This window comes from uncultured Maribacter sp. (genome assembly GCF_947496775.1).
Taxonomy (GTDB): domain Bacteria; phylum Bacteroidota; class Bacteroidia; order Flavobacteriales; family Flavobacteriaceae; genus Maribacter_B.
Map to the genome: position 1 here is coordinate 667,410 of NZ_CANMDU010000001.1, position 19,376 is coordinate 686,785.

Below are 19,376 nucleotides of genomic sequence, written 5' to 3' on the forward strand. Positions count from 1 at the left end.
AATTTAATGCGTTTTATGTTTTGGGCCTTCGTTAATAGTTTTACCAACTAGGACTAAAAATAATAATCCTAGCAACATGTATAATGCAACAAAACCAAGTAAAGTAAATAAGGTGTTCCCAGAAGATACGGTTGGAGAAATTCCTTCACTGGTCCGTAGCAAACCATATACTAAATATGGCTGTCTTCCTAATTCCGCTGTATACCATCCTGTAAGATTAGCTATATAAGGAAAAGGGACTAAAAACATTATAGTCCATAATAATGGTTTTAATGTGTATAATTTTTTTCTCCACAAAAAGAAAAGTGCCAATGCCATAACACCTATAAAAATCGTTCCTAAACCAACCATAATATGATAGGAGTAGTAGAGTGCAGGAATATTATCTGGTAGCTCTTCCTTTTTAAACTTATCCATTCCTGGAATTTGTCTATCCCATTCTTGATAGGTTAAAAAACTTAATATATTCGGAACTGCAATTTTGTTATCCAATTTTTTTTCTACCATGTTTGGCTGACCGATGAGAACAATTTCTGCTCCAGCCTCTTCTGTTTCAAAAATTCCTTCCATAGCAGCAAAAGATGCTGGTTGGTATTTTGCCACATTTTTAGCGTTCCAATCTCCTGTTGGAAAAGCAACCAATAAACTAGAAACTAATCCGAATACTACCCCCGTTTTTAAAAACAGTTTTCCGTATTCTATTTGTTTATTTCGTAAAATATAAAAAGCACCAATACTGGCAACAACAAAAGAAGATGTTACCACAGATGCTAACTGGTTATGTAAAAAAGCAGGTAAAAGCCATGGGTTACTGAATAATGCCGAAAAATTCTCTAATACATATTTACCATTATCCAAAATTTCGTATCCCACCGGATGCTGCATCCAAGCATTGGTTGACAAAATAAACCAGCCACTTGCCCAAGAACCTAAAAACACTAAAAAGCCAGTTAAAAAGTGTAGTTTTTGCCCCATTAGTTTTTCTCCAAAAATAAACAGTGCTAAAAAAGACGATTCTAAAAAGAAAGAGAACATACCTTCCATGGCTAGGGTCTGACCAATAATTCCGCCCGTAAGCTCCGAATATTTAGCCCAATTGGTTCCAAATTGAAATTCCATTGGAATTCCCGTAACCACGCCCATAGTAAAATTAACTGCAAAAATTTTCATGAAAAACTTTGCTGCGTCGTTATATTTTTCAATTTTATTTAGTAAATATTTCCCTTTAAAATAGACTATCAGAAGGGATAATCCCATGGTTAATTGCGGGAATATATAATGAAATGTGATAGTAAAAGCAAATTGCAATCTATCATAAAAAAGCATGTCTTCCATACTAAAGAAATTTATATAAAAATCATTCTTAAAAGTAGTACGCAAGTTAGTTCATAATTGTAAGAAGGCTGACTTTAGAACTAAAAAAAAGAGGAAACATTTTGTTACCTCTTTAACAATTAAAATTCATTACTTAATAGAAATTCTAAAAATGAGAACAACTTATTAGTTCTTATTTTTTACCTCCTATTTTACAACTATTTATACCCAATATACTGTATATAGGACAAAAACTTATAAAGCTTGTAAAAACAAAAATTACAGCTAATCCTAAAAGGATATATGCCAAAGTACCACCAATGACATCTGTTAAATACAGTGTTAAAACAATTCCTGCGATAATAAAACGAATAATACGATCTGAGCCGCCCATATTTTTTTCCATATTATAGAATTTAAATAACGTCTTTTAAAAAGACATTCATTATACATTTTTCTACAGCAAAACTAGCTTTCCTGTTTACAAAAAGCTGTGACATATGTTACAAGGCACTGTATTAAAAAAACTAATCTACTAGTTGAATTAATCCTTGCTTTAAAAGCAAATATCCTTCTCTTTCTAATTTCTTTAATAATCTGGAAATAACTTCACGAGAAGAACCCAATTCTTTTGCAATTTGCTGATGGGTACTTTGTATTTTTTTGGATTTATGAAGCGTTGCTTCTTTCTGGAGATATTCTAGCAAAAGACGATCTTTATTGGAAAAAGTTAATACTTCTACCATATGTAAAAGCTCATCGAACTTTAAATTAAACAGGTCATAAAAAAATTCATTCCACTTAGGATAGTTCCTTGCCATTTTCAAGGCTCTTTCTGCTGGTATAATTACTATTTCAGCATCTTTTTCTACAATTGCCTTTACCTTACTAATTTCATCCTTTACTAAAGTGGTCATAGACATTACGCAACTCTCCCCTGGTTCTATATAATAAAGAAGTACTTCTCCTCCAGTTTCATCTTCTTTAAAAATTTTAACCAAGCCCGAAACCAAAAATGGAATAACTTTGATATAGGTGCCAGATTTAAGAATTACATCACCCTTTTTTATTTGTACTAGCTCGCTACTCCGTACTATTTCTTCTTTTAACTGAGGATTCTTTGCTAAGTGAGGAAAATGGTGTTCTATAATTGTTTGAAGCATTCGTCTTTTTTATAAAAATAAAAAAAGGTTATTCAAAAATCTTAATTTTTAGAAAGGAAAATTATCTAAAACTTTAAGTCTACCACTTGGAATACCCTCCTTGTAAATCATATATTTCCTTAAAGCCCATGTCTACTAACTTATGTGCCGCTTTTCTACTACGAGCACCAGAGCGACAATACAGGTAAACAGGTTTAGATATGTCCAATTTTTCAAAATAAGATACAAAAGTATCAGATTTAAAAAAATCGACATTAACTGCATTTCCAATATGTCCATTGGTAAACTCATTAGGGGTACGAACATCTATCAATTGCACTTTTTTATTAGAAATAGCAGATGAAAAAGCAGATTTGTTTAAAACTTTTATACTATCCGAATAATCTTTTTTTCGTCCAAATATGTTAGTTAAAAATGACATATATTTTTATTTAAGAGTAAAAACCAAAGTACATTACTTCGGCTCTAAAGTATTTAAATTTCAATTCTTTAGTAAAGGAAACGGTTATTAAGTGTCACAACCGCTTCCTTAAACAACCAACCGTAAAAATATAGTAACACTATATCCTTATAACAAAAATAATCTGGGTTATTCTAAGAAACAGTAACTAATGTTACATAGAGCGAATATTATAAATCTATAAGGCGAATATTATTTCTATTCAGTTCTATTTTACCCATATTTTCTAGTTTTTTAAGAAGTCTAGAGACTACAACTCTAGAAGTATGAAGTTCATATGCAATTTCTTGATGGGTATTATGAATAGTATTATTATGAGTTACTCTTGCCTTGTCATTAAGGTATTTAAGCAAACGCTCATCCATTTTAAAAAAAGCAATACTATCCACTGTTTCCATGACCTCATTTAAACGATTATGGTAACTATCTAATACGAAACCTCGCCAACTAGAATAGTTAGACATCCATTCTTCCATTTTTTGAACAGGTATCATTATGAGCTTTGTATTAGTTTCTGCAATTGCACGAATTTGACTCTTAGACTGTCCTACACAACAGCTTAATGTCATGGCACAGGTGTCTCCGTTTTCTAAAAAATATAGTAGTAATTCATCGCCATCTTTATCTTCTCTTAAAATCTTAACCACCCCTGAGACTAAAAGCGGCATAGATTTAATATAATCACCTATCTCTATTATTTTAAATCCTTCTGGAATTTCCTTAAAGGTAGCTACTTGATTTATCTCATTGATTAAATCTTCCTCAAAAACATGTCCGTAGCTTTCCTTTAATTCTTGAATCATTTAGGTTCTTATTTTTACTTTACGAGCCATACTCTTATCAAATTTAAAAAAAATATTAGCCCAAATAGATTTTGAAACTGCTCCAATGTATGGCATAGATATAACTAACCCTACAATAATGCTTATAAAAATTTCGAAAAGGCTGAACCCTAGTCCTAATAGTTGAGTTAAAGCATAAACAGCTACAGCCACAGCAATACCAACTCCGTAAGAAACATACATAGAACCGTAATAAAAGCTAGGTTCAATACTATATTTTAAATTACAACTCGGGCAATTCTTTTTTACTTTGTTAAACTTATTAAGTTTATAAGGATTTGCTTCTAAAAAAGCTCCCTCATGACACCTAGGACATTTTAAAAATAAAATACTATACAATTTTGTTTCCCTAAAAGACATGCCATTTTTTATATGCAAAAGTAATAGAATGATTAAAGGGTATCAGTAACAAAAGTTACAATCCTATTTACCCTTAAATACTTCTATTATCTACGGATACTTACTTTTTAGTTTGACTACTAAAAGTACTTTCGAAAATTTTATCTGCATTGGCAGATTCGAACCCTTCTCTTCGTTGTTGTCTTGTAAGCTTAGAAGTTTCTATCTCCTCAAATTCTGGCAAAGGTAAGCGCTCCGCAAATTCTACATAACTGCCAGATATTTGCGTTTTTTTCTTGTCAAAAAATTCGGCATCTATCATTTCTGCTACGGTGCTACTTTGCTTCAAAAGTCCATCCGCGCTGGTTTTTATTTTTCCTCCTGCTGTATTTAATCGGATACCTATAGACTCTAAAAAGGTATTAAATTTGGCAACCGAATTGTAAGCTTCTGGAAGCTCATGAACACTAATAGTATAATGGTTTAAATAATATCTATTATAGATAACCCAAGAAGCATATTCGCTCTCCTTCAATAAAGTCTGATAATCTTCTAAAGATGGTAATTGCCATAACGATTTATAAAAGAAATTCCCTACTTCCTCTGCACTATCTAAATCTAAAGCATCTACAGGATCTGTTAGAATATCCTCTGTATATTTAGCAATAATACTTTGCGCATTTTCAGACAAATCCTTTACTCTTAGCTCACTAATAAATATACGAGGAAACTCTGGTTCTGGCGGTGCATACCAATAAGCATCTAATTTTTTTCCTTCAAAAAAGAAATAATCTTTCTTGGTATACCCATAGTGCAAGAATATTTTTTCAAAGGAAGCTATTCCTAAATTCGAAACTCCTAAAGTTCTAAAAGCAATATGATCATTAACAATATCATCCTGTGTAGAAATAAGTCCGTTACTAATCATCGCATCGCTTATTTTCTGTACATCTGGTACTCTTTCTAGATACGGTGTAAATAAAGATTTTAATATAGCTTCTAAACCCTCTTTCTTTTGAATATTCATAATTCTAGTGCTTTATTCGAAATTAACTCTACAAAATTAATAGTACTTTTGATTATAAACAATTCTTATTAAACATCAAATGATAAGTATAACTAATCAAATAGAATTAAGACAGCTTCGCTATTTTATTGCTGTTGCCACCACTTTACATTTTAGAAAAGCTGCAGAAGAATTGGGTATATCGCAATCTGCTTTGAGCCAACAAATACAATTACTCGAAGCTATGCTTAATGTAAAACTATTAAACAGGACCAATAGAAAAGTATCTCTTAATCGTTCTGGAAAATTATTCTTAGAGGAAGCCGTAAGGATTACCAAACAAGTAGACGATTCTATTACTAATTGGAAGTTAAAACAAGATGGTTCCGAGGGTCTATTAAAAATAGCTTTTGTTGCCTCTGCTATGCAGCATATTTTGCCGCCAATCCTAAAAATTTATGATGAAAAATATCCGAATACAAAATTACAGTTAGAAGAGTTAACCAATAAAGAGCAGATAATAGCATTACAAGAAAAATCGATAGACATAGCTTTTGTTAGAACAAATAAAGTGCATTCTAAAATACAATTACAACTTGTTTTTGAAGAATACTTAACTTTAGTTCTACCAGAAAATCACTTCATTACAGAAAATAACTTTAAAGATATGAGTTCTTTTTCTGAATCCTCTTTTATTCTTTTTCCTAATGAAAATAGCCCCATGTATTTTCAACAAATTTTAAACCTTTGTTCGGATTATGGGTTTAGTCCTAAAATCGCTCATAAATCCATTCATGCTCCTACTATTTTTAAATTGGTAGAAAATGGTATGGGAATTTCTATTATCCCAAAATCTTTACGAGATAATTTCAACTATAAAGTTCGATACATAGACCTAAAAAACATTCCTCAAAAAACAACATTATATGCCGCTTGGCATAAAGAAAATGACAACCCAGTCTTACAACAACTTTTAGATTTAATATAAGTTATACTATATTTAAAGCAATTTCTATCATTTCGGAAAAAGAAGTTTCTCTATCTGATGAGGAGGAGCTCTCCCCAGTAACTAAAGAGTCGGAAATAGTTAAAATCGCAAGTGCCTGAATATTGAATTTTGCTGCCAAAGTGTATAACCCAGCCGCCTCCATTTCTACACAAAGAACGCCATAATCTGCCCATTTTTTGTAGTCGTCAGGATTATCTCCATAAAATTCATCTGAAGAAAGTACATTCCCAGCTTTTACCTCAATGCCATTTGCTTTTGCATAATTTACGGCATTTAACAAAAGTTCAAAACTAGCGGTTGGCGAAAAATCGGCATTTACAAATCGCGTATTATTTATTCCAGATGTAGTAGATGCAGACATAGCTATAACAATATCTCTCAGTTTTACTTCTTTTTGATACGATCCCGCGGACCCTACCCTAATTATATTTTTAACATTATAATTAGTTATCAGTTCATGATAATATATCATGGCAGAAGGGATACCCATACCACTACCTTGTACAGATATTCTTTTACCCTTATATGTTCCTGTAAAACCAAGCATACCGCGAACCTGATTATAACACATTACATCTTCTAAATAAGTCTCTGCTATCCATTTTGCTCTTAAGGGATCCCCTGGCATTAATACGGTTTCTGCAATTTGTCCTTTCTCTGCCGAAATATGTACGCTCATAATTTATTATTTAGTAGAAACTATTGCTATTCCAGAGGAAGTACCTATTCTAGAAACCCCTAATTTTATATACTCTAAAGCTGTTTCTTTATCCCTAACACCACCAGAAGCTTTGATCTTAACGGTATCACCAACAATAGACTTCATTAATTGAACATCCTCTAAGGTAGCACCTCCCGAACCAAATCCTGTTGACGTTTTTACAAAATCTGCCCCTGCATCCATTGCCAAATTGGTAGCTTCCTTTTTTTCTACCGTAGTTAAAAAGCAGGTTTCAATAATTACTTTCAATACAGTATCACCAATAGCTTGTTTTATTCGCTCAATTTCCGCCCTAACAAAATCTGTATTTCCTGATTTTAATTGACCAACATTAATAACCATATCTATTTCATCCGCACCAGAAGCCACACACTCTTTAGCTTCATATACTTTTGCTTTCGTAGACATTGCCCCTAATGGAAAACCAATAACTGCCGCTAATTTAACTCTGCTATTTTGCAATTCTTTTTTAGCAATGGCTACAAAACTTCCATTAATACAGACGGCATAAAAATTATAATCTATTGCTTCTTTACAGAGGTTTTTAATATCTAAAACCGTAGCCATTGGTTTTAAATTGGTATGATCTATATAATCTTGAAGTTGTAACTTGTCTGTCAAACCGAATTATTTTAATAGTTATTTTAAAAAAAATACTATCAAAGATAACAGGAGTAAGGATAAATTTATATGACAACAGTCATTAAACTAATATAGGTCTTCTTACCCAATCTTAATTAAAGAAAAAAAGCCACAGAGAAATAATTAAACTTTCTTTATGGCTTGCAACTTTGGTTGGTTGATTATAAATTATAGAATGTTATTGCATTTTTACCCAAAATAGCCTCTTGTTCTATTCTACTTAGATTTTGGATAAAATCAAATACTAATTTTTTTACAGATTTGTATTCTCCCGCTACCAAACATACAGGCCAATCGGAACCAAAAAGTATTCTTCCCGCTCCAAAAGCTTTTAGAACCAAATCCATATACGGAGTAATTTGTTTGGGAGTCCAGTCCTTATAATCGGCTTCAGTTATCATTCCCGATAGCTTGCAAAAAACGTTTTCTTGTTTTCCAATCTCTAGCATCAAAGCTGCCCAACCATCATAAAAACCATCCTTTATATATGGCTTTGCGATATGGTCTATCACAAATTTTTGATTAGGAAAACGTTTTACAAATTCTAATACCGACCCTAACTGATGCGGGAATACTAAAATATCATAGGTATAATTATATTTCTCTAATAGAGATATACCTCTTAGAAAGTCTGGACGAAGTAAGAAATTATGATCTGCTTCTCCCTGCACGACATGGCGAAATCCTTTCATTTTAGAAAAGTCATTGTATTTTTCTAAATCCGACTCTACCGCACTATTTTTTAAATCGACCCAACCGACAATTCCTTTAATAAAGTTATGTTGTTCTGCTAATTCTATAAGAAATTTATTTTCCTCTAAGGTTTGGTCTGCTTGTACAGCAACACAACCATCTATGCCATTATTTTTATATACTTTTTCTAAGTCGGATGGTAAAAAATTTTTCCTAATTACGGACATTTCATCATCTATCCAATCGTGTTTTTCAACTTCGTATTTCCAAAAATGTTGGTGAGAATCAATTATCATTTTTCTATTGCGATATTGTTATTTTTATAACGGTAGCCATTTCTTCTATTTCCTTAGAAGGCGCAATAACTTGAAGACCTTTCTCCTCATTATAACTCCATTTAATTTGCTCTTCACTTCCTAAAAAGCTTACATTTTCTATACTCGGAGCGTCTAAAATATTTTTTTTAGCAAAAGACTTTAAAAGTAATTCTTTTTCCGAAGAAACAGCACCCATAACTATGGCATAAATTTCATAATCTTTGGTAGTATACCTAATATCTTTATTAGAGTATTCTAATTCTAAAAATGCTTTATGATTTTCAAAATGACCATCTGGTTCTTTGGTTGGCCCTTCCCCAAAAGTATACCATGCTTCTGTTCCGTAGATAGCCTCTCCATATTTCTCTAACCAATCTCCCATTTTCAAAAGCCCTTCTTTCTGGTTGTCCGGAATAGTACCATCTGCTTTTGGGGAAACATTTAATAATAGTACCCCATTTTTACTTACAATATCAATCAAAGTATGCAGTACATCCTTAGATTTTTTTACCCCTAAATTATCCGTATAACACCAGCTACCATTACTTATTGTAGCATCTGTCATCCAAGTTTTTGTGCCTATAACATTTTTACGAGATTGCTCTAAGTCTTCTACACTCATATTTAAAGGCAAATCATGCTGTTTACGAACAATAACAACCTCTTTTCCTTTGGCTTCTGCTGCGTTTAGGTAATATGCAGCAAATTCTTTTCTATATTTCTCCGGTATATCTCCTAAAACGTAATCGAACCAAACAATATCTGGATTATACTTATCTATTACTTCTTTTAGTTTACCTAGCCACATTTCTTTATACCACTTTTCATGTTCCATATTGCCATATAACATTTGTAATTTAGGATCATTAGATGTAGTTGGCATTCCTTCAAAATTTGGGAAGTGACTTATTCTTATATCTTCTCCCAATTTTGTTGCTCGCTGTAAATTTTTTGCATGATGAAAAGCTGTGATTAACTTCATTCCTTTACCACGTATTGCCTTTTCTATTTCCCCTGTAACATCTCTTTTTGGTCCCATGTCCATAACATTCCAAGGTGTTATTTCACTATCCCACATGGCAAAACCATCATGATGTTCTGCAACTGGTCCGGAAAATTTTGCTCCAGAGTCATGAAAAAGTGTTGCCCACTCTTCCGCATCAAATTTTTCTGCCTTAAACATTGGGATAAAATCATGATACCCAAACTCAGACGGGTGCCCGTATTTTTCTACATGGTGTTTGTAAAACTTATTGTCTTTAAAATGCATCCATCTAGGGTACCATTCATTACCATATGCAGGTACTGAATAAACACCCCAATGAAAATAAATTCCAAGCTTGGAATCTTTAAACCATTCCGGAGATTCTTTATGTTTTCCTAATGAATTCCAATTTTCAGTAAACGGTTTTTCTAAATCTGTTTCAGTTGCTACAGTGTCTTTCTTTTCTTTTTTGTCTGAACATGATGCTATTAAAACAACTAGTATTAGAGCTAAAAAGCGAATATCTATTGGTTTCATAAGTTGGTTTTTAATGATAACTAAATTTAATTGTATTAGTATGCAACTAAGAATAGTATTGGTCATATGTATATAACATATGGTTTGCTGTAGTGTTATTATACTAGAAAAAACCTTAACATTAGCAAAATTAGCTCTGTTAAGGTTTTTGATTCTATTTTTTTGGCTAAATTTTATTTGGCCAATACAATGAAAACAAAATTATAAATTTTCTAATGTTTTTTGCATTCCTTGAGTTATAATAGCATTTAAATGTGCTTGCACTTTTTCTTGTAAACCATTAATTTGAGTTAAATCTGTAGCCCAAAAATTTGAATTACTTAAAACGGCTTGCGTAATTTTTGCAATATCATTTGTTGCCCACTGCGTTTTAAAGAACTCCAATACTTTTTCATCATCTTTTAAAGTAATTTCCTCTCCGTTACGTTCCCCTTTATAAAAAGCAATCAATGCTGCTAAAGAAAATAATAATCTATTAGGCAATTCATTCTTACGTTTTACGTACTCTAAAACAGATGGTAATACTCTTGTCTTATATTTAGATACAGAGTTTAATGAAATACTCATTAACGCATGTTCTAAATACGGGTTTCTAAAACGGTCTAAAACATCATTAGAGAATTGATTTAGCTCCTCTTCAGACAAATCTAAGGTTGGGCAAATTTCATTAAAAATAGCACCTTTTAAAAAGCCACCAACAACGGTATCTTCTAAAGATTCGCGCACTTTTTCTATTCCATATAAATAACCTACTGGCACTAAACTAGTATGCGCTCCATTTAAAATACGAACTTTACGTGTTCTGTAGGGTTCCATGTCATCTGTAAAAACAACATTAAGGCCACAGGCTTCTGACGGAAACTCTTCTTTAACCTCTTTAGGACCTTCTATTACCCATAAGTGAAACTGCTCCCCCTCTACTACTAAATTATCTTTATACCCTAACTCTTTAGTAATAGCATCCATTTTATCTCTTGGATATCCTGGAACAATCCTATCTACTAAAGTATTACAGAAAATATTATCTTCATTAATCCAGTTTACAAACTCCTCTCCTAGTTTCCATTCTTTAGCGTATTGTAAAATAATTCTTTTTAAATTATCGCCATTACGATCTATTAACTCACATGGAATAACAATTAAACCTTTGTCTGAAGCTCCGCTAAATTCTTGAAATCTTTTATATAATAACGCAGTTAACTTTCCTGGAAAGCTCTTCTGTGGAGTATCTTCTAAAGTATCTTCTGCATTATACGCTATCCCTGCTTCTGTGGTATTAGAAATTACAAAACGTAAATCTGGGTTTTTTGCATTTGCTAAATAACCCGCAAAATTATCATACGGATTAATAGCTCTTTGAATACAATCTATAATCTCGTGCTCACTAATTGCTTTCCCGTTTTTAATACCATTTAAATACAAAGTATATAATCCATCTTGATCGTTTAGGATTTTTACTAAACCTTGATCAATTGGCTGTACAACTACAACACCAGCATCAAAATTTGCTTTTTTGTTCATTTCATGAATCATCCAATTGGCAAAGGCTCTTAAAAAATTACCTTCTCCAAACTGCAAAATTCTTTCTGCATACGTATTTACATTTGCCGTACTTCTATTTAGTGTACCCATGTATTCTAAGCTTTTCTCTATTAGTTTTTAACCTCTAGCTTTAATAATTTGTTATTGTTTTATAGTGATACTCCTCTTTTCCAAGGAATAAAATCATTATTCCCGTGTAAAACAGCTTTTGATGGTGTTTCTCCACTGGCAACTCTAATAATATAATCTAGTATTTTTTCTCCCATTGAGGCTATGGTATCTTCTCCTGTAATAACAGTACCTGCATTAATGTCTATGATGTCATACATCTTTTCATATAAATGTGTATTACTAGACATTTTTAAAACAGGTGCTACTGGATTACCTGTTGGGGTACCTAACCCTGTAGTAAATACTACAACATTACAACCAGAACCTACCAAACCTGTTGTAGACTCCACATCATTACCTGGCGTACATAATAAATTTAGACCTGGCATGGTTACTTGTTCTGCATAATCTAAAACTTGAACAACAGGAGATGTTCCTCCTTTTTTTGCTGCTCCCGCAGATTTCATTGCATCGGTAATTAAACCATCTTTTATATTTCCTGGGGATGGATTATTTTCAAACCCAGAACCAACAGCTACTGCTGCTGCAGAATAAGCTCGCATTAAGTCGTAGAATTTTTTAGAATCTTCTTCGGTATTACATCTGTTTATTAACTCTTGCTCTACACCGTTTAATTCTGGAAATTCTGCCAATACAGGACTTCCTCCTAATGCTACTAGTAAATCAGATGCATACCCTAGTGCTGGGTTTGCAGATATTCCTGAAAAACCATCAGAACCACCGCATTCTAACCCTAAAACTAGTTTACTTAATGGTGCTGGTTGTCTTTCTATTTTATTAGCCTCTGTTAAACCAATAAATGTATGTTTAACAGCTTCTTCTATTAATGCACGTTCGCTTTCACTTTGTTGTTGCTCTAAATAATGTACTGGTTTCCCCATATTAGGGTCAATAGCATCTAAAGCATCTTGTAGCATACTAATTTGGGCATTCTGGCAACCTAAACTAAAAATAGTTGCTCCTGCTACATTAGGGTTTGCTATATACCCAGCTAAAAGTTGACATAAGACTTCTGAATCTTGACGTATACCACCACAACCACCATCGTGTTTTAAAAACTTAATGCCATCTACATTGGGAAATAACCTGTTTTTAGATAATTCTTCTTTTGTAGTTATAATTGGAGTATTAAAAATTTCCTCCTTAGAAGCACCTGCTTTATATTGATTAATTAAAGCATCTGTATCTACAGCAAAGTCCTTTTTTGTTTCGTACCCTAATTTTTCAGAAAGTGCGCCTTCTAAAACATCTATATTTCTGTTTTCACAGAATGTCAACGGAATTACTAACCAATAGTTTGCTGTACCTACCTTACCATCTTTTCTGTGGTAGCCATTAAATGTTCTTCCTTTAAAGTTAGAAGCATCGGGAGCTGTCCACGTAAATTTTTCTTTTGAGTCATTAAATTCTGCTGATGCATGCTTTACATTATCTATTGTAATTGCATAACCTGCCGGAATTGACTTAACTGCTTTACCAATTAATACACCATACATGAATATTTCATCACCTACAGCAAAATCGTTTAAAGCAAATTTGTGCTTTTGTTTGATGTTTTCTTTTAAGATAATTTCGGTACCATTAATTGTGGTTACTCTCCCTTTTTCTAAAGGGTTAATAGCTACAATAATGTTGTCTCTTGGATCTATTTGAACGTAATTCTTAGACATAGGGCGTTTCTATAGTTGAAGAATTAAAAGGAGATTCTTAAAATAAGCATCTCCTTTTAAAATTTATTTTCTAATGGACTTAATTATTGCTAAAGCAGACTTAACATCTTGTTCTAATTTAGCATAATCTTTATTAGCAATAATATCTTTACTAATAAGTTTAGAGCCCATACCAACACAAGTAACACCAGCGTCGAACCAACCTTTTAGGTTAGATTCTTCAGTACTTACTCCTCCAGTTGGCATAACACTTGTCCACGGTTGTGGGCCTTTTATTGCGGATACAAATCCTGGACCATATGTAGACCCTGGAAATAATTTTACAATCTCGCATCCAAGCTCTTCAGCTCTATTAATTTCAGTTAAAGAACCACAACCTGGAGACCATAAAACTTTTTTACGGTTACAAGCAATAGCAATATCTTCTCTTAAAGAAGGTGTTACTATAAAATTTGCTCCCATCTGCATAAATAACGATGCAGCTCCTGCGTCTGTTATAGAACCAACTCCCATAATCATCCCAGGAAGTTCTTTTATCGCATATTTATTTAATTCATTAAAAACTTCAAAAGCGAAATCTCCACGAGCAGTAAACTCCATTAAACGAGCACCACCATCATAACATGCTTTTAATACTTTTTTTCCTAACTCTATGTCCGGATTGTAAAATAAAGGAACCATACCGGTTTCCTTCATTACACTAGTTACTTCTATTCTTGAATATTGTGCCATATTTTTTATATATAAATCCTCCTCTAAAAAAGAGGAGGATTTGTTATTTTGTTTTATTAAAATCTATCTAGCAACACGGCCAGATGCGTCACCACCCATAAGTTTTTCAACTTCTGAAACTGTAACTAAGTTAGCATCTCCCTTAATTGTGTGCTTTAAACAGGATGCTGCTACCGCAAAATCAAGTGCGTTTTGATCATCTTCAGGGTACTTTAATAATCCGTAGATTAATCCTCCCATGAAAGAATCTCCACCACCTACTCTATCTACGATATCTGTAATTTGGTATTGACGCGTTTCATACATTTTAGAACCATCCCATAAAACACCTGCCCATGTATTGTGCGATGCAGATATAGAACCTCTTAAAGTTGTAATTACTTTTTTAGCTTTTGGGAATTTTTTCATCATTTGTTTACACACAGATAAGAATGCTTCTGCTTTAACGTCATGACCATCTTTATGTACATCTAAACCTTCTGGATGAATTCCAAAGTGCTTTTCAGCATCTTCTTCGTTTCCTAAGATAATATCACAATAAGATGTAAGTTCTGTCATAATAGCTTCTCTATCTCCACCATAATTCCAAAGCTTAGCTCTGTAATTTAAATCGGTAGAAATAGTAATTCCTTTTGCACTAGCAGCCTTCACTGCTTCTAAACATACATCTGCCGCTCCTTGAGAAATAGCAGGTGTAATACCCGTCCAATGAAACCATTCTACGCCATCAAAAACAGCATCCCAATCTATCATTCCAGATTCAATTTCAGCTATAGCAGAATGTGCTCTATCGTAAACTACTTTACTTCCTCTACTTACTGCTCCTGTTTCTAAAAAATAGATACCTAAACGGTCTCCTCCGTAAACTATTTTATCTACGCCTACTCCTCGCTTGCGCATTTCCATCATTGCACACTCACCAATGTCATTTTTTGGTAAACGTGTAACAAAATCTACAGGCACACCATAATTGGCTAGTGATACTGCAACATTAGATTCTCCACCGCCATAAATAACATCAAAGTTATTTGCCTGCGAAAATCTTAAAAATCCTGGAGGTGCTAAACGAAGCATAATTTCTCCAAAGGTTACTACTTTTTTCATTTGATTTGAATTGATTAAAGTTTAAAAAAAATATTTAATGTTAATAGTCGAGTTCAATTTAATTAAAATTCACTGTGGCTTTAATTACCCCAGTTGCTGGATCCAGCCAGCTATCAAAATTCTGTATCATTTCAGAAGCATCAACATTATGAGTAATGAAAGATTCTGTTGGAAATTCATTCAACACACTTATTACATGCTCAAAATCTTCTAGCGTTGCATTTCTGCTACACATTATTGTTGTTTCTTTAGCATGAATTGCTGGATGTGTAAAGGTTAGCTCTCCTTTTGACAAGCCGACCAAAACATATCTTCCTCCATGCGACATATAATTAGGTCCAGATTCTAATGCCCCTTTATGTCCTGTGGCATCATAAACTACAGTTGCCATATCGCCATTTGTTATTTCAGAAATAGTTTCAACTGCATCTTTTCCTCCTAAAACAATATGATCCACACCTATTTTTTCCTTAGCATAATCCAAACGTTGTTGGTTCATATCTATTGCTATTACTTTTGCTCCTTTTATTTGAGCCAGCTTCATAATCCCGATGCCTATTGGCCCACAACCTACAACTACTACTGTTTCACCATCTTGCAACATAGACCTTCTAATAGCATGAGCACCAATAGCTAAAGGTTCTACTATTGCCATTTGATCATCGCTAAGATTATTTGCAGGTATTAACAAATCTACCGGAACTGAAATTGTTTCCTGCATTCCTCCATCGGTATGCACCCCTAAAACTTTAATATTAGTACAACAGTTTGTTTTCCCATTTCTACATGCTATACATTTTTTACAGCTTACATATGGCATAACCACAACATTATCTCCTGCTTTTATACCCTGCTCATTTTCCTCTATTTCTATTACTTGCGTAGCTAACTCATGACCCAAGATTCTTGGATAAGAAAAAAATGCCTGATTACCCGCATAAGCATGTAAATCTGTCCCACAAATACCAACTTTAGTCACTCTCAATAGTGCTTCTCCAGCTGCCTTTTTTGGCGCTTCTTTTTCCTTTAAAAGAAATGTTCCTGGTGTTTCACAAACTATGTATTTCATATTTATAGGATACTTTTTATTTCAATTCATTAATAAATACAAAGTTAAATTGCTAAAAAAAGAATAGCTACCACAAATACGACTGATACTGATACTATTTTTGCCTTAAATTAAACTTAAACCTTAATTTTGTTTTATATTGCCAACATTCCTACAAAAAACATTAAAAAAAGCTATGAAACTACATCTAATTAGCAGAGATAATCTAGAGAATAATTCCTTTATGATAACGAAACACTCTGACCCTTCTTTTCTTAAAGTTTGGCATTATCATCCAGAATTAGAGCTAGTTTTAACTTTAAAAAGTACAGGTACGAGATTTGTCGGAGATAGTATTAAAAAATTTGATGAAGGAGACCTTGTTTTAATTGGAAAAAACCTTCCGCATATGTGGGTGAACGATGATCGTTATTTTGAACCTAATTCTAAACTAATCGCGGAAGACATAGTTATACATTTTAAAGAAGATTTTTTGGGAAAAGATTTTTTTGAAACCAAAGAAATGAAACCAATTTTACAACTCTTAACAAAAGCGAAATATGGCCTTAAATTTATTTCGATTCCTTTAGAAATTCCTAAAAAAATAACACAAATTTCTAATCGTAATGGTTTTGATAGAACTATAGAATTATTAACCATATTAAACAAACTTGCTCAACATAAAAACTACGAAATACTCTCTAGTGAAGGTTATATTAAAACATTTAACAAAACTAAAAATGTAACTTTAGATAACACGTACGAATATATATTCGAAAATTTTAACAAACCCATATCTTTAGAAGACGTTGCTAATGTAGCGAACATGAACTCTTCCGCTTTTAGCAGATACTTTAAAAGAGTAAACAGGAAAACCTTTTCTAGATACTTAAATGAAGTGCGCATTGGCTACGCATGCAACCAACTAATTGAACAAAAAGGAAATATTGCAAGCATATGTTACGATTCTGGTTTTAATAATATTTCTAATTTCAACAGACAATTTAAAAAAATTACTCTAAAATCACCTTCAGAATATCTACGTCATCATACACAAGTAAGTTAATTTTCTTCTTACATTCTGAACCATCTTTACTGCACTTTTACAAAGCTCTATTTTTTCTTACTAACTCTTCTTTTTTGAAGAATTTCTAACAATTAAAGTTGGATTTATAATTATAGTTTCTACCTTTTTTTCAGAGGCTCTATTTTTAATTTGCTTTAACAACAATGTTGCTGCCAATTTTCCCATTTCACTTCCGGACTGATCCATAGTACTTAAAGAGGGCTCTATCACAGAAGAAATAGGCTCATTACTAAAACCTATTATTGCAATATCTTCTGGAATACGCACTCCTTTTTTCTTTAAATTCTGCATGGCACTAATCGCTGCTACATCATTCGCCGAGAAGATACCATCTATTTTTTCTGGTAATGCCAATACTTTTTCAGAAAGAGACACTCCGTCTTCTGTCATTAAACGAGAGTTCAAAACAAAATTTTCTCTAAATGGTAATCCATGTTTTTCTAAAGCTGCTTTATAACCTTCTAACCTATTTTTATATACTCTTAAACTATCAGGGCCAGAAAAATGTACTATATGAGTACATCCTTGCGAAATTAAATGTGAGGTTGCGTCAAACCCACCTTTAAAATCATCTAACAACACATTATTAGGACCGGGTAAATCGCAATGTCTATCAAAAATCAATACTGGTGTTCCATGCTTATCTAAGCCTTCTAAATGTTTGTAACTCAATGTTTCCATAGAAATAGACATAATCAAACCATCTACCCTATTTGCAACGAGAGTCTGAACCAAATTTTGTTCTCTTTCAAATTGCTCTAAAGATTGACATATTATAACATTATAACCCTCTTTAAACGCGATTTCTTCAATCCCAGATATAGCTGAAGAAAAAAAATGCCGTGAAATTCTGGGAACAATTACGCCTATATTATTGGTTCTACTTTTTCGCAAATTAGATGCCAAAACATTTCTTTGATACCCCAATTCATTTGCCTTTGCAAGTATCTTCTGCTTTGTCTTTATTGAAACCCGATTACTATTATTCAATGCACGTGAAACGGTAGAACTATCAATCCCCAATGCTTTAGCAATATCATGTATTGTAGTAGAGTTATTTTCCATTAAATATCACACCTTATCTAAAATATAAAAGCAAAAAATACAATCGATTGTATTGTTGCTATATTTTTATTACGTTTGTACTATTATCTGCATTTATTAATTCGCAATATAGCATATGAAAACCATTTACGAAACCCGATACGCTTCTAATCCCGAAACAGTAAAAAAATACGATACTAACCAATTGCGTAATGAATTTTTAATAGACAATTTAATGCAATTAGGTAAAGTAAACCTTACCTATTCTCATTACGATCGTTATATTACCGGCTCGGCTGTTCCTACTGAGCCATTAGAACTAGAAGCAATTGATCCATTAAAAGCGGGGTTCTTTTTAGATAGAAGAGAATTAGGCATCATTAACGTTGGCGGTAATGGTTCTGTTGAAGTAGATGGAGAAATATTTACTTTAGGTCTTAAAGATGCTCTTTATATTGGCATGGGTATTAAATCTGTTGTATTTAAAAGTGATGATCCAAAAAATCCGGCCAAATTTTATTTAAATTCTGCCCCGGCGCATACAAACCACCCTACTAAAAAAGTAGGTCTACAAGATGCCAAAAAGCTAGAATTAGGCTCTTTAGAAACCGCTAACCACAGAACTGTAAATCAAATGATTATAGGTGGCATTGTAACCTCCTGCCAATTACAAATGGGCATGACCGAACTAAAAACTGGAAGTGTTTGGAACACTATGCCTGCACATGTTCATGATCGTAGAATGGAAATTTATTTTTATTTAGATATTCCTGAAGAACAAGCCGTTTGCCATTTTATGGGACAACCACAAGAAACCAGACATATTTGGATGCAAAATCACCAAGCTGTAATTTCTCCACCATGGTCTATTCACTGTGGATCAGGAACCTCTAATTATACATTTATATGGGGTATGGCCGGTGAAAATTTGGATTATACAGATATGGACGTTGCTAAAATAACAGAACTAAGATAACCATGAACATTCC

At 32.9% G+C, this 19,376-nt stretch carries 20 protein-coding genes; 3 read left to right on the plus strand and 17 right to left on the minus strand.

Features of this window, described 5'->3' with window-relative positions; all coding sequences use genetic code 11:
- Positions 1 to 3: 3 nt before the first annotated feature.
- From Q0856_RS03085 to Q0856_RS03115, 7 genes are all read right to left on the minus strand, one after another.
- The gene (locus Q0856_RS03085) at positions 4 to 1,335 is read right to left on the minus strand and encodes a cytochrome ubiquinol oxidase subunit I (protein ID WP_298502456.1); all 1,332 of its coding nucleotides are present in this window, start codon (positions 1,333 to 1,335) and stop codon (positions 4 to 6) included.
- A gap of 172 nt (positions 1,336 to 1,507) precedes the next feature.
- Entirely contained in the window at positions 1,508 to 1,720 is a 213-nt protein-coding gene (locus Q0856_RS03090; RefSeq protein WP_298474098.1) for a DUF2892 domain-containing protein, read from the minus strand.
- Between the two features lie 121 nt (positions 1,721 to 1,841).
- Complete coding sequence (locus tag Q0856_RS03095; protein WP_298502459.1) at positions 1,842 to 2,477, minus strand: Crp/Fnr family transcriptional regulator; 636 nt, start codon at positions 2,475 to 2,477, stop codon at positions 1,842 to 1,844.
- 79 nt (positions 2,478 to 2,556) lie between these two features.
- Positions 2,557 to 2,898: a rhodanese-like domain-containing protein gene (locus Q0856_RS03100; protein WP_298502464.1), complete on the minus strand. Its 342-nt coding sequence runs from the start codon at positions 2,896 to 2,898 to the stop codon at positions 2,557 to 2,559.
- 209 nt (positions 2,899 to 3,107) lie between these two features.
- A complete protein-coding gene (locus Q0856_RS03105; RefSeq protein WP_298502466.1) occupies positions 3,108 to 3,740 on the minus strand; it encodes a Crp/Fnr family transcriptional regulator in 633 nt (210 codons plus the stop codon).
- The gene (locus tag Q0856_RS03110; protein ID WP_298502468.1) at positions 3,741 to 4,139 is read right to left on the minus strand and encodes a DUF983 domain-containing protein; all 399 of its coding nucleotides are present in this window, start codon (positions 4,137 to 4,139) and stop codon (positions 3,741 to 3,743) included.
- 100 nt (positions 4,140 to 4,239) lie between these two features.
- The gene (locus Q0856_RS03115; protein ID WP_298502471.1) at positions 4,240 to 5,145 is read right to left on the minus strand and encodes a DUF1338 domain-containing protein; all 906 of its coding nucleotides are present in this window, start codon (positions 5,143 to 5,145) and stop codon (positions 4,240 to 4,242) included.
- 79 nt (positions 5,146 to 5,224) lie between these two features.
- On the opposite strand from Q0856_RS03115, the gene Q0856_RS03120 reads away from it, so the two are divergent.
- Complete coding sequence (locus tag Q0856_RS03120; protein WP_298502474.1) at positions 5,225 to 6,112, plus strand: LysR family transcriptional regulator; 888 nt, start codon at positions 5,225 to 5,227, stop codon at positions 6,110 to 6,112.
- Between the two features lies 1 nt (position 6,113).
- Here the strand turns inward: Q0856_RS03120 and deoD are convergent, their stop codons facing one another.
- From deoD to Q0856_RS03165, 9 genes are all read right to left on the minus strand, one after another.
- A complete protein-coding gene (deoD, locus tag Q0856_RS03125; protein WP_298474117.1) occupies positions 6,114 to 6,812 on the minus strand; it encodes a purine-nucleoside phosphorylase in 699 nt (232 codons plus the stop codon).
- A gap of 6 nt (positions 6,813 to 6,818) precedes the next feature.
- A complete protein-coding gene (gene deoC, locus Q0856_RS03130) occupies positions 6,819 to 7,475 on the minus strand; it encodes a deoxyribose-phosphate aldolase (protein WP_298474120.1) in 657 nt (218 codons plus the stop codon).
- 182 nt (positions 7,476 to 7,657) lie between these two features.
- Positions 7,658 to 8,485, minus strand: coding sequence for an amidohydrolase family protein (locus Q0856_RS03135; RefSeq protein WP_298502477.1), 828 nt, complete (start codon positions 8,483 to 8,485; stop codon positions 7,658 to 7,660).
- Between the two features lie 4 nt (positions 8,486 to 8,489).
- Positions 8,490 to 10,028, minus strand: coding sequence for an alpha-L-fucosidase (locus Q0856_RS03140; RefSeq protein WP_298502480.1), 1,539 nt, complete (start codon positions 10,026 to 10,028; stop codon positions 8,490 to 8,492).
- A 201-nt stretch (positions 10,029 to 10,229) separates the two neighbouring features.
- A complete protein-coding gene (locus tag Q0856_RS03145) occupies positions 10,230 to 11,660 on the minus strand; it encodes a tagaturonate reductase (RefSeq protein WP_298502483.1) in 1,431 nt (476 codons plus the stop codon).
- Between the two features lie 59 nt (positions 11,661 to 11,719).
- Positions 11,720 to 13,372 (minus strand): altronate dehydratase family protein, encoded by a 1,653-nt coding sequence (locus tag Q0856_RS03150; RefSeq protein ID WP_298502486.1) that lies wholly within the window; start codon positions 13,370 to 13,372, stop codon positions 11,720 to 11,722.
- Positions 13,373 to 13,435: 63 nt separating this feature from the next.
- The gene (locus Q0856_RS03155) at positions 13,436 to 14,104 is read right to left on the minus strand and encodes a bifunctional 4-hydroxy-2-oxoglutarate aldolase/2-dehydro-3-deoxy-phosphogluconate aldolase (protein WP_298502489.1); all 669 of its coding nucleotides are present in this window, start codon (positions 14,102 to 14,104) and stop codon (positions 13,436 to 13,438) included.
- Between the two features lie 63 nt (positions 14,105 to 14,167).
- Complete coding sequence (locus Q0856_RS03160) at positions 14,168 to 15,208, minus strand: sugar kinase (protein WP_298474140.1); 1,041 nt, start codon at positions 15,206 to 15,208, stop codon at positions 14,168 to 14,170.
- A gap of 58 nt (positions 15,209 to 15,266) precedes the next feature.
- The gene (locus Q0856_RS03165) at positions 15,267 to 16,277 is read right to left on the minus strand and encodes a zinc-binding alcohol dehydrogenase family protein (protein WP_298474142.1); all 1,011 of its coding nucleotides are present in this window, start codon (positions 16,275 to 16,277) and stop codon (positions 15,267 to 15,269) included.
- A gap of 175 nt (positions 16,278 to 16,452) precedes the next feature.
- Here Q0856_RS03165 and Q0856_RS03170 point away from each other — a divergent pair, with 175 nt between their 5' ends.
- A complete protein-coding gene (locus tag Q0856_RS03170; RefSeq protein WP_298474144.1) occupies positions 16,453 to 17,322 on the plus strand; it encodes an AraC family transcriptional regulator in 870 nt (289 codons plus the stop codon).
- A 60-nt stretch (positions 17,323 to 17,382) separates the two neighbouring features.
- Here the strand turns inward: Q0856_RS03170 and Q0856_RS03175 are convergent, their stop codons facing one another.
- Positions 17,383 to 18,408 (minus strand): LacI family DNA-binding transcriptional regulator, encoded by a 1,026-nt coding sequence (locus tag Q0856_RS03175; RefSeq protein ID WP_298502492.1) that lies wholly within the window; start codon positions 18,406 to 18,408, stop codon positions 17,383 to 17,385.
- Between the two features lie 115 nt (positions 18,409 to 18,523).
- Between Q0856_RS03175 and kduI the strand changes: the two genes are divergently transcribed.
- A complete protein-coding gene (gene kduI, locus Q0856_RS03180) occupies positions 18,524 to 19,363 on the plus strand; it encodes a 5-dehydro-4-deoxy-D-glucuronate isomerase (protein ID WP_298474150.1) in 840 nt (279 codons plus the stop codon).
- The last annotated feature ends 13 nt before the right edge of the window (positions 19,364 to 19,376 follow it).

Coding starts and splice junctions, on each gene's coding strand:
- Q0856_RS03165 (WP_298474142.1), bottom strand. CDS start 16,277: ATGAAATACATAGTTTGTGAAACACCAGGAACATTTCTTTTAAAGGAA.
- Q0856_RS03100 (WP_298502464.1), bottom strand. CDS start 2,898: ATGTCATTTTTAACTAACATATTTGGACGAAAAAAAGATTATTCGGAT.
- Q0856_RS03145 (WP_298502483.1), bottom strand. CDS start 11,660: ATGGGTACACTAAATAGAAGTACGGCAAATGTAAATACGTATGCAGAA.
- Q0856_RS03085 (WP_298502456.1), bottom strand. CDS start 1,335: ATGGAAGACATGCTTTTTTATGATAGATTGCAATTTGCTTTTACTATC.
- Q0856_RS03155 (WP_298502489.1), bottom strand. CDS start 14,104: ATGGCACAATATTCAAGAATAGAAGTAACTAGTGTAATGAAGGAAACC.
- Q0856_RS03095 (WP_298502459.1), bottom strand. CDS start 2,477: ATGCTTCAAACAATTATAGAACACCATTTTCCTCACTTAGCAAAGAAT.
- deoD (WP_298474117.1), bottom strand. CDS start 6,812: ATGAGCGTACATATTTCGGCAGAGAAAGGACAAATTGCAGAAACCGTA.
- Q0856_RS03120 (WP_298502474.1), top strand. CDS start 5,225: ATGATAAGTATAACTAATCAAATAGAATTAAGACAGCTTCGCTATTTT.
- Q0856_RS03090 (WP_298474098.1), bottom strand. CDS start 1,720: ATGGAAAAAAATATGGGCGGCTCAGATCGTATTATTCGTTTTATTATC.
- Q0856_RS03175 (WP_298502492.1), bottom strand. CDS start 18,408: ATGGAAAATAACTCTACTACAATACATGATATTGCTAAAGCATTGGGG.
- Q0856_RS03105 (WP_298502466.1), bottom strand. CDS start 3,740: ATGATTCAAGAATTAAAGGAAAGCTACGGACATGTTTTTGAGGAAGAT.
- Q0856_RS03170 (WP_298474144.1), top strand. CDS start 16,453: ATGAAACTACATCTAATTAGCAGAGATAATCTAGAGAATAATTCCTTT.
- Q0856_RS03160 (WP_298474140.1), bottom strand. CDS start 15,208: ATGAAAAAAGTAGTAACCTTTGGAGAAATTATGCTTCGTTTAGCACCT.
- Q0856_RS03115 (WP_298502471.1), bottom strand. CDS start 5,145: ATGAATATTCAAAAGAAAGAGGGTTTAGAAGCTATATTAAAATCTTTA.
- Q0856_RS03140 (WP_298502480.1), bottom strand. CDS start 10,028: ATGAAACCAATAGATATTCGCTTTTTAGCTCTAATACTAGTTGTTTTA.
- Q0856_RS03135 (WP_298502477.1), bottom strand. CDS start 8,485: ATGATAATTGATTCTCACCAACATTTTTGGAAATACGAAGTTGAAAAA.
- kduI (WP_298474150.1), top strand. CDS start 18,524: ATGAAAACCATTTACGAAACCCGATACGCTTCTAATCCCGAAACAGTA.
- Q0856_RS03110 (WP_298502468.1), bottom strand. CDS start 4,139: ATGTCTTTTAGGGAAACAAAATTGTATAGTATTTTATTTTTAAAATGT.
- Q0856_RS03150 (WP_298502486.1), bottom strand. CDS start 13,372: ATGTCTAAGAATTACGTTCAAATAGATCCAAGAGACAACATTATTGTA.